The following is a 9,409-nucleotide window of genomic DNA, read 5'->3' as shown; positions in this document are numbered from 1 at the left end:
GTCGATCCCGTGACCTCACGATTTTCAGTTGTATGCGTGGGGTCGGTGGGTGCTCACGAGTGCTCGTTTGCCGCGTGATTCCGTGGAAGTCGTCCTCGTTGGTGGCGGCTGGTCGCGGGTTGTTTCAGCTGGGTTCCCGGCCCGGGACCGGCCCAGAGTGGTTCACTCGTCGACGGCGCTGTAGTCGCGCAACGCGAGGAAATCCGCCTCGTTCAGGAAGTGACAGAAGGGCAAGTGGCGGGGCGGGGTCTGGCGGAGAAAGTCAGCGAACCAGAGAGGCTTTGCACCGCTCCAGGTTGCAATTTCGAGCTTGGCCAGATGCCGGCGGAACACGAGCTCGAGCGCCGGCAACAGGTCCGTGTCCCCGCTGAAGACGATTGCGACGTCGAACGCTCCGTCCAGAGCGCCCTCGGTGAGTCCAACTGCCAGAGCGACATCGATGCCCTTCTCGCGCGCAGTGAAAGTGCCGTCGTCCCAGAAGTCGTACTTGAGGTCTCGCCGTATGACATGGACTCGTTCGTCTTCAGACCAGGCCTCCGCCTGCAGGTCGTTCGAACTGGCGGGCTTCGGCTGATGCTCGGGAACGGGCCTTCCACGGAAGACCCACACGTCAGTGAGCTCACCGGCGAAGCGTCGTTTGGAGACGAGCGCTTCCGCGACCTTCAGCGGATCGAGCACCGTCTCGTACTTCGGCTGGCCGACCCCACCGAAGAGACCGTGCCCGGTGCGATGCGCGTTCTCGTAGTCGATGAACACTGCAACCCGATCAGCCATGATCCACCCCTGGTAAAAAAAGCCCCACCAATCCGCGAGGACGGTGGGGAGCAATGCCTCATTTCTACCAGACAAACCTGGGAGCGCGTCAAGTTGGCTCTGTGATCGGTGGCAGGGCGTCACGGCGTGGAGGGGGCAGTCGAGTGAGTCTGTCGAGAGCGGCTCGGGGCCTCGACGATCGCCGACTTCTCGGGTATACAGGACTCCAGGCGGGAGCGTGCGACATCGAAGCGAGTGTCCGAGCCTGTCGATAGCTTCAAGACGAACACAGTTAGATGAGTTGAGGGCCAATCTGAATGACTAATACGGCAAGCGAGACGACCTCGGGTGTCGCCGCGGACTCGGAGCCTGTCGCAGGCGCCACAAATCTCGGCTCTGTATCAATCGGTCAGCTCGAGGACTGGCAGCCGTTGCTGGCCGACCCGACCTTGTCCTTCACCGCCGGCGACGCGCGCTCCACCGGCCTTCCGGACAACTCCGTTGACATGATCGTGACTTCGCCACCGTACTGGAACAAGCGCGACTACGGTCACGATGACCAGATCGGCCTCGAAGCTACCGCTGAGGCTTACGTCGGTTCCATCCTCGACTGTCTCGATGAGTGGAAGCGAGTCCTTCGTCCGCACGGTTCGGTGTTCCTCAACGTCGGGGACACCTATCACAACAAGTCGCTCCTCGGGATCCCCGGACGAATCGAGTGGGATGCGGTCAATAAGGGCGGCTGGCTAGTTCGCAACAGGATCATCTGGGCGAAAGACTCTGGGATGCCCGACCCGGTCAAGAACCGGCTCGCCAATCGTCACGAGTACGTCATCCATCTGACGTACAAGCCGAGCTACTACTACGACCTTGTCGGGTACTCAGAAGTCGTCGGCAACGGCGCCAATCCGGGCGACGTGTGGACGATCAACCCGGAGCGCAACATGGGCGCTCACCTGGCTCCGTACCCCAAAGAGCTTGTGCGTCGCGCGATTCTTCTGGGGGCGCCGCAGCAGGTGTGCGAGACGTGTGGAGTGCCCCGGCAGCGAGTGATTGAACGGACTTCCGAACTAGATCCCAACCGCCCGCAGGCGAAGCGAGCGATGGAGCTCGCCAGAGAGCACGGCCTGACTGACGCCCATATCCGAGCGATTCAAGCGTTCGGGGTCTCGGACGTCGGCAAGGCGACGAAGTTCCAGAACGGTACCGGCCGAAACACCGCGGAGGTGAAGAGGCTCGCGGCCGAGGCGAAGGAGGCCCTCGGCGGGTACTTTCGCGAGTTCACCTTCGCGAAGAAGCGCACGGTCGGTTGGACCGACTGTGGGCATAACACTCCCGCAAGAGGCATTGTCCTAGACCCATTCGCGGGTACCGGAACTACACTGAAAACGGCGGTCGCCGAGGGGCGGGACGCTATCGGAGTTGACCTCGTGCCATTGATGAATCAGCCTGAGATCGGGGCGTCGGAGCCTTCGAGGCGAGCAAGGTAGGCAACTACCTCAGCCATATCTTCCAGCGACGCGTCCATAGTTTCGTCGAGTGACAGATCAAGGCGATAGTCGTACACATCGATGGTCCGGACTCGTCCAACGTAGACGAGCCCCTTCTTGCCTCGAATCCAGGGGTGGATCAGCAGTGCGAACGGTAGGTCATACCGCAACGCATAAGTGACGGCTTGCTCAACTTCTCCTCGTTCTGGAAGCGTATCGATCGTGTGTGACCTCTGGCCGTGTGCCGTGTTCTTGACCTCCGCGATTAACAGCGCCTTGCCGTCGGGTCGAGCGACAACTATGTCGGGTTGAGCTTTTCCAGCGTCAGTGGTGGCCAGTGCTTCGAGTGCGCTGCCGCGCACATGAGGAAGCTCGTCGGGCACGTCGTAGAAATCAACGCGCCCCTCCGTATTGCCGTCGAGCACTGAGGCTAACCATGACCGCGCTGCCGCGGCTCGCACGAGACTCACCCGGACAAAGCTCTCAAAGAGCTGGTTTGTGTCTATGAGCATGGACCCCAGTTGCACATCGTCCCCATCGAGCTCCAGGGCTAGACCTACTCCGCGCACAATGAGCACCGAAAGGTCCAGGACCCTTCTGTAGTACGACCGTGAGTCTGGGAGCGGATTGAGCCCAGCGACTTGAGGGTCAGCCAAGAACAGGTGGTGTTCGTCGTACGGCACCGCATCGAAAGCCACTAGCAGCCCGGAGAGTTTCGCTAGCCTCGTCCGATCGCCTTTGCGGGGGTGGTCGCGCTGCTGCTTCAGATGCGTGTGGACAATCTCCATAGCGGCCTTGATGCAGCGATTCTCAGGAGTATCGATGGTGCGCTCGAACCACGAGAATGAGGCGCGGTTCGGAATCCCGCGCGCTGCATGTCGTTGCACCGTCTGTGTCATGTTGATACGACCGTGGGGGTAGTGACCCTCGGCGGTCATATCGCGATACTCGCGAATCATCCCCGCATCGAGAACCTCATCGACGTACTCGATCAGCGCATCTGTGTACACCCTCATCGCCCAGTCGTCGGCAGTGCCCCGCCCTGAGTAGTCGCGGAACGCGGACAAAGCCATCACCGAATGTCCTGTGTCGATGACCATGCGCGTGAGGTTTCCGATTGGCACACGCGGCTTGACCCGCACGACCAACCGATCGTTGATGGGGATTACGCCGACGTAGGAAGTGGCTTGGAGGCGCAACTGCCCTTTCTGGAACGACGCGCGGAGGACATCACGGTTGTCGATCTCCGAGTTGAAGACGGTCTGGTGCCCGTTGCCCACCCATAGATCGGGATCAACGTCGATGTGATCGTACTCAGCGCACTCGACGACGGTCAGTTGGTCCGTCTGTGGTGCCACGGCTAGGCTCCGGGCCCCGTTTCGACAGCGATGTCGGTGTCTAGGACGACGTCAGCGCGGACGAACATGTTTCGCCACGCCGCCTCGAGATCGTTGCGAGTGCTTTCGTCTCTTCGGAACGCCCGCTGCACAAGGTAACGAAGCTGGTAGCTCCAGACATCGTCCAGCGAGTTCTCGTCGGAAGCGCTCGAGAAGTACGCATGGCCGACCGCTGCAGCGGGATTCTTCTGAGCGTGGCTATTGATGCGGGAGAACCACCCGATCAGCTTTTGCCGCAGTGTGGCTTCCATCCCGCTCGCCGTTAGCATCTCGGCCAGCAGATCCTTATCGGGGTCCATCGTGATCTTGGCAAATCGGCGTTCGAACGCTGCATCCACTTCGTCAACGCCGCGATCGAACGGGTTCATCGTGGCGAGGATTACCAGGTTCGACGGGACTCTGATGGAGAGCCCGTTGGCAAGGGCGAAGGTGAGCTCCCTTTTCGTCCGTTCTACATACGTCAGAGCCTCCCCGAACACTCGCCCAACGTCGGCCCTTGAGAGCTCATCGATGACCAGTACGTAGGTGTGCTCCCGATCGGTGTCGGCAGCGCGGACGAGCTCGAGGAATGGGCCAGGTCTCTCTTTGAAGCCGTTCGTCGTGGGTACGAAGCCGATCATGAAGTCTTCGTACTGGTAGCTGGCGTGAAACTGCACGAAACGCACTCTGTCATCAACGCCATCGGCCAGAACGCGCGCGGATTCGGCGGCGTAGTAGGACTTGGATGTTCCGGGAGGTCCAGTGAAAATCACGCCGCCGAAGAGGGACGAGAGCCTCACTACCTCGCGAATTACTGGGTTGTCGGAGTTCGCTTCAGGGGCATCCGGCGCCGAAGATCCCCCATGGCTAGTAGCTTTCGCCATGACTCCGATACCGAGGTCATCGGCAGAAATCTCGCGTACCGAGGGGACGAGCGATTCAAGCATCTGTTTCCTCGAGATCGGTCATCTCCGTTGACGGGAGTGCGTCATTGGGCGCGGCCTGCGGTTCGAACCACTCAAGGTCGATGCCAGGCGTCTCGGTGTGGAAAAGCTTGTGGAACTCATCGTCCGCCTCAGCAGGATAGTCAAACTTGCTTCGGAAGCCGGCCACCACGTCCGCTTCGCTTGGTTTGCCGGCTATGTGAAAGCCGTCGTTGCGAAGGAAGTAGGCTCCCAGCGCCAGCGCGGAAGTGCGCTTGCCGTACAGCATCTGGTCAAATGCGAGATCCACGTGGTTGGGCGGAAGTACATATGCACTCTCGCTGGCGCCGAGCCAGCCGCCTCCCTGTAGCCGACGGATTGAGCCCGGCGACCAACTGCCCGGAATGTTCCTGGATCGCCAAAAACTCGGGAGTGGCATCTTTGTACGGTCGCCGCGGTCGATCAACGGGAAGTAATACGGCTTGGTGGGGTTGCCGGGCATGGTGATGAGGGCGAGCAGCTCCGGGTCCGACGCGGACGCATTATCCAGTGTGCCTGCGCGGTCGAGGGCGCGAATGTAGAGGTACATCACGAACGTCGGGTGCAAGCGCTGCACTCCGAGAGCGTCGATGCTCCAGCGGACAGCCGCGCTCGTAAGTACCTGCACCGGTGGGGAGCCGCCTTCTGCCACGTGCCGACACTATCGGAGTCTCGGTTGCTCCTCATTGCTAGAGGACCGTATGGTGCGGATCTGGTGTGGCCGAGGAGCGCCCGGACCGCAGCGAAGCGAGGACCGGACGCACCGCAGTGCCACACCAGATCCGCCGGCCGTCAGGCCGGCCTTGAACGAGTAAAGAAGATTCTCACAGCTGGCGCTCACGCCTTCTTCGGGCGGCGTACGCGGGTGGTCTTCGCGTTGGAATCGACCGGCTTGATGTCACGAGCTTCGAACCGCCGCTGCCAGTCCTCGAAGATGGGCAACAGGTCGGACGCGCGGTTCTCGAGGGTCCGTGTCATGAAGCTGCCGAGATCGGCGATCGGGCGAGTGATTCGGGCGTCCGCGGGATTTCTGGGGAAGCCTAGCTTTCGTGACGCGTCGGACCCGAACGAGGCGTCGAACTCTTCGGCCGCGAGCTCTCGCATCCGGCGACGCAGGTTGAGCTGCTCATCGAGTGCAGGCGTGATTCCGGCCAGGTCGTCGTCAATTACCGACACGAGCGGCTCGATCACGATGTCGATGAGCGGGTCGTCCTTGAGCAGCTCGCGCACCGACTGGACATGCGACTCGTCGTAACGATGACGGAGTGCGCTTGGTGAGATGCGCTGCCACTTTGCGAGCTGTGCAAGCTCAGGCCGGTCGGATGCCACCGCCTGACTGTAGGCGGTGATGAGCGCGCGTAGATCCGCTGACCTGTCGGCGAGCTGCGTGCTGACGCCAGTCGCGCGAAACAGCCAGGCGGTTGCGTCGTCGTCTGGCAGCAGCGTGTTCGGTGGCGTCCACCGCAGGCCGTGATGGTCGCGTTCGTTCATCTGATCGGCGGTGCTGACGCGCGCCAGGTTCTCGACGACGCCCTTGAACGCGAGGGGCAGCTCGAGCGCGTCGACAGTTTCGGCCATGAGACCAGCGTAGAAGAGCGCTGACCATAAGTACTTGCGTAAAGTACAGTGACAAAGTAGTGTCGCAAACACAAGCTCAAACTGAGCGCAACTGAGAGGAGCAAGACATGGCAATCCAGTCAGCAATCCCGGTCAGCTTCGAGGCGTTCTTCCCTCGTGGCGCATTCGTCGTCGGCGAGGTCGAGCCGATCGTCAAGTGGTCCGACGACGGCCAGAGGCAGGGTCAAGACCTCGACAAGAACTCGGGTCACCCGCTGTGGCAGGTCCGCGTCATTGACGCCGACCCCGACGCGAAGAAGGGCCAGGGCGAGGTCACGATCAAGATCGCGAGTATTTCTGAGCCTCAGCTTCCGCCGGAACTGAACGGACTTCCCTTCCGGCCGGCTCTGTTCGAGGGCCTGACGGTCACGCCGTACGTCAAGGAAGGGCAGGGTCGTCCGCGAGTCGCCTACTCGCTTCGAGCACGCGAGATGAAGCCGGCTCCCAAGCCCCGCGGGAGCGAGTGATGGGGCGCGGGATGCCTCGTGAGCTGCGCACCTGGGGCGACGAGTTCAGCACCCTTGTGCGGCGCTGGTGGTGGGTTGCGTTGATCGTCTTCCTCCTCTCGTGGCTACCTCCGGTCCCGCCGATCCAAGTGGCATCCACCATCGGCATCCTTGCCCTGGTTGCGATTGTCGTGATCTGGTTCGCGACGACGGTCGGCCGAATGCCGCGCACCACGGAGGACAAGTGGAAGCATCGGACCGCGCGTAGCATCCTGACGAGCTGGGGAACCGTGGCCGTGCGGCTCGGTCTCGCCGTCCAGGACTACGCAACCCGCGCGGCGGTCGTTCCGTCGATCAGCGCTCCCCTGTGGGACCGGTGGACCTGTGTGATCCGCGTCGCGCTACCCCAGGGGCTCGGACGCCAGCACCTGCAGGCTCAGGCCGACATGCTCGCTCAGGCGTTCGGCGCGCGCCGAGCGACCGTCGAGGGAGACCACATCAGCTCGCTTCTTCTCCGGCTCGAGTTCGTGGATGCGCTCGAGCACCCGTTCTGTCTCGAACTCCCGATGCCTTGGGACGGCCAGACGGTCACGATGGGCAAGACCACGAGCGGCGCGCTGTGGGCGCTTCGCCTCGGGCCACACACTCTCGTCGCCGGCTCCTCTGGCAGCGGCAAAGCCTCGCTGGTGTGGGGTCTGCTCCTCGGACTTGCTGAACCGATCCACAGCGGCCTCGTCGAAGTGTGGGGTGTGGACCGCAAGGGAGGGATGGAACTCGCGCTCGGTCGTGCTCTGCTCACGAGATTTGCCGCCGACGCCGAACGCTCCGTGATCCTGCTCGAGGAGGCAGTGACCGCCATGCAGGCGCGCGCTCAAGAACTCGCGGGCAGGACGAGACAGCACGTCGCCAGCCTCGAGCGCCCAACCATCGTCATCCTCATCGACGAACTCGCCGCGCTCACAGCCTACGAGACCGACCGAGATCTCCTCCGGCGTGCCAACGCCGCGCTAGCCACCCTCGCCTCGCAGGGTCGCGCCGTCGGGTTCATGGTCTTCGCCTGTCTGCAAGACCCTCGCAAGGAGACTCTGCCGGCCCGCGGTCTCTTCACGCAGACGGTCGGTCTCCGACTCCGCGACCGCGTCGAGACGGCAATGGTCCTCGGCGATGGCGCCGTAGCAGCGGGCGCGCTGTGCCATGAGATCTCGCCGGACACCCCTGGCGTCGGCTACGTCCTGCCCGACGATGGACGACCGCCCGAGCGGGTGCGCGCGGCATTGATCACCGACGACGTGATCCGTCACATCGCAGCGCGGTTCGCCGCACCGCGACAGATCCCGGTCGTTGTCCCGGCTCCGCCTGCGCAAGAGGAACGTCCGACCCGAGCGCCGCGTCCTTCACGCCGCTCCACACGAAAGGAATCCGCATCATGAACACCATCAGCCGCACGGCGGTGATCGTCACAGGGGTGCTCGCCTTCGCGCTGGCGGGCTGCGCTGCACAAGCGCCCAGCGATCGCCAGCCGTCCCACGAGCCCCAATCGTCCAGCGAGCTGCTGGACAACCCGATGGCGTGCAATCTCGGCTCGCGGTATGACGCAGCCACGGAATCCCGTCGCGCTCGCTACGACGCTCCGCAGGATGCTGATTATTACGTGCCGCTCTACGGTGCGTGGATCGCGAACGAGTCGTGCACTGACTCGCAGGTGCTCGCGTGGAAAGCGCTGCGCAGCGAGGTGGGCGAGAGCGACTACATCTGCCGCGTCGTCTACGAGTACGGCGCGGGGATGGTGTGGCCGATCGGCTGCGCCGCGGTCGAGTGGGCGGTGACCGATGCGTCTCGATGAATCCGTCGCTCAGCGACTACGCAGCGAAGATTACGACCGTTGGATGCGCAACGTCGCCTCGACGGGCTACTGCAACAATCCCGTCCGACTGGTCGGAAACTCGACCACGCTCCACGAGGCATCCGGCGAGGTGTTCTCGGAGTACTCGTCAACAAGTGAGCCGGACGGCGTCACCTTCACCCGTTGCGGCAATCGTCGCGCTACGCGCTGCGAGTCGTGCAGTCACGAGTACAAGGGTGACACCTGGCACATGATCATGGCCGGTGCCGCGGGCGGGATGAAAGACGTACCGGAAGCGGTCGCCGAGCATCCCATGGCCTTCATCACCCTCACGGCGCCATCTTTCGGGGCCGTGCACACCGCCTCGGTGGATCACCGTCGCGGCTTCTGTGAGCATGGTCAGCCTCGCGGATGCCGCTGCGGGCACTCCTTTGATGATGTTCGAAGGGGCGACCCCGTGTGTGAGGACTGCTACGACTACGTCGGCCAGGTGGTCTGGCAGTTCCACGCGCCCGAGCTGTGGCGCCGGTTCACGATCCGCCTGCGCCGCGAGCTCGCTCACGCGCTGGGCATGACGCAGGCCTCGGCAGCGAGGGTCGTCCGCGTCCAGTTCGCGAAGGTCGCCGAGTTCCAGCGTCGCGGCCTGGTCCACTTCCATGCGATCGTGCGCCTGGACGGCGTTCACGAGAGCCTGCCCTATCCTGCACCGCCGGCATTCGTGACGGTCGATCACCTCGTCGCGGCCGCTCGTGCCGCGGTGCGCAAGACTCGCGCGATTGCGGCGTCCCTACCCGGCGATAGTGAGTCGAGGGTGCTCGTCTGGGGTCGGCAGTTCGACATCCGTCCGATCGTGCGACGGAACCATGTCTACGGAAATCTAGGGGAATCTAGCTGTAGCTCTCCCGGAGGTTGTGATCAGCGT

10 protein-coding genes are annotated in these 9,409 nt (G+C 63.0%); 5 read left to right on the top strand and 5 right to left on the bottom strand.

All coding sequences use genetic code 11. The annotated features are described in order from the left end of the window. Positions 1-162: 162 nt before the first annotated feature. Complete coding sequence (locus tag MIC448_RS10300) at positions 163-828, bottom strand: NYN domain-containing protein (protein ID WP_144238032.1); 666 nt, start codon at positions 826-828, stop codon at positions 163-165. A 242-nt stretch (positions 829-1,070) separates the two neighbouring features. Here MIC448_RS10300 and MIC448_RS10295 point away from each other — a divergent pair, with 242 nt between their 5' ends. Continuing rightward, positions 1,071-2,243 carry a site-specific DNA-methyltransferase gene (locus MIC448_RS10295; protein ID WP_051513583.1) on the top strand — a complete coding sequence of 391 codons (1,173 nt, stop codon included), beginning with the start codon at positions 1,071-1,073 and terminating at the stop codon, positions 2,241-2,243. On the opposite strand, the gene MIC448_RS10290 is transcribed toward MIC448_RS10295, so the two are convergent. The 4 genes from MIC448_RS10290 to MIC448_RS10275 form a co-directional block, all read right to left on the bottom strand. Beyond that, the gene (locus MIC448_RS10290) at positions 2,198-3,601 is read right to left on the bottom strand and encodes a hypothetical protein (RefSeq protein ID WP_036299163.1); all 1,404 of its coding nucleotides are present in this window, start codon (positions 3,599-3,601) and stop codon (positions 2,198-2,200) included. The two genes, MIC448_RS10295 and MIC448_RS10290, sit on opposite strands and share 46 nt — an antisense overlap. A 2-nt stretch (positions 3,602-3,603) precedes the next feature. Continuing rightward, a complete protein-coding gene (locus MIC448_RS10285) occupies positions 3,604-4,566 on the bottom strand; it encodes an McrB family protein (protein WP_036299160.1) in 963 nt (320 codons plus the stop codon). Then, positions 4,559-5,233, bottom strand: coding sequence for a hypothetical protein (locus MIC448_RS10280; RefSeq protein WP_144238031.1), 675 nt, complete (start codon positions 5,231-5,233; stop codon positions 4,559-4,561). The genes MIC448_RS10285 and MIC448_RS10280 overlap by 8 nt, the downstream gene beginning before the upstream one ends. Before the next feature lie 185 nt (positions 5,234-5,418). Further along, positions 5,419-6,159 carry a hypothetical protein gene (locus MIC448_RS10275; RefSeq protein ID WP_036299154.1) on the bottom strand — a complete coding sequence of 247 codons (741 nt, stop codon included), beginning with the start codon at positions 6,157-6,159 and terminating at the stop codon, positions 5,419-5,421. Positions 6,160-6,266: 107 nt separating this feature from the next. Here MIC448_RS10275 and MIC448_RS10270 point away from each other — a divergent pair, with 107 nt between their 5' ends. The 4 genes from MIC448_RS10270 to MIC448_RS10255 form a co-directional block, all read left to right on the top strand. Then, entirely contained in the window at positions 6,267-6,665 is a 399-nt protein-coding gene (locus MIC448_RS10270; protein ID WP_036299151.1) for a hypothetical protein, read from the top strand. An 11-nt stretch (positions 6,666-6,676) separates the two neighbouring features. Then, on the top strand, positions 6,677-8,074 hold the full coding sequence (locus MIC448_RS10265; RefSeq protein WP_199484436.1) for an FtsK/SpoIIIE domain-containing protein: 1,398 nt from the start codon (positions 6,677-6,679) through the stop codon (positions 8,072-8,074). After that, on the top strand, positions 8,071-8,487 hold the full coding sequence (locus tag MIC448_RS10260) for a hypothetical protein (protein ID WP_036299148.1): 417 nt from the start codon (positions 8,071-8,073) through the stop codon (positions 8,485-8,487). Before MIC448_RS10265 ends, MIC448_RS10260 begins: the two co-directional genes overlap by 4 nt. Then, a partial coding sequence (locus MIC448_RS10255; RefSeq protein ID WP_373457228.1) for a replication initiator occupies positions 8,474-9,409 on the top strand: 936 nt, incomplete at its 3' end. The genes MIC448_RS10260 and MIC448_RS10255, both read left to right, overlap by 14 nt.

The sequence above is a fragment of the Microbacterium sp. C448 genome, assembly GCF_000582705.2.
Lineage (GTDB): Bacteria > Actinomycetota > Actinomycetes > Actinomycetales > Microbacteriaceae > Microbacterium > Microbacterium lacus_A.
The sequence above is the reverse complement of the archived record's forward strand: the minus strand, read 5'-3'. Positions and strand labels throughout refer to the sequence as shown.

What these genes read in the sequence shown, in the direction of transcription:
- MIC448_RS10260 (WP_036299148.1), top strand. Translation starts at nt 8,071, where the DNA reads ATGAACACCATCAGCCGCACGGCGGTGATCGTCACAGGGGTGCTCGCC.
- MIC448_RS10295 (WP_051513583.1), top strand. Translation starts at nt 1,071, where the DNA reads ATGACTAATACGGCAAGCGAGACGACCTCGGGTGTCGCCGCGGACTCG.
- MIC448_RS10275 (WP_036299154.1), bottom strand. Translation starts at nt 6,159, where the DNA reads ATGGCCGAAACTGTCGACGCGCTCGAGCTGCCCCTCGCGTTCAAGGGC.
- MIC448_RS10285 (WP_036299160.1), bottom strand. Translation starts at nt 4,566, where the DNA reads ATGCTTGAATCGCTCGTCCCCTCGGTACGCGAGATTTCTGCCGATGAC.
- MIC448_RS10270 (WP_036299151.1), top strand. Translation starts at nt 6,267, where the DNA reads ATGGCAATCCAGTCAGCAATCCCGGTCAGCTTCGAGGCGTTCTTCCCT.
- MIC448_RS10265 (WP_199484436.1), top strand. Translation starts at nt 6,677, where the DNA reads ATGCCTCGTGAGCTGCGCACCTGGGGCGACGAGTTCAGCACCCTTGTG.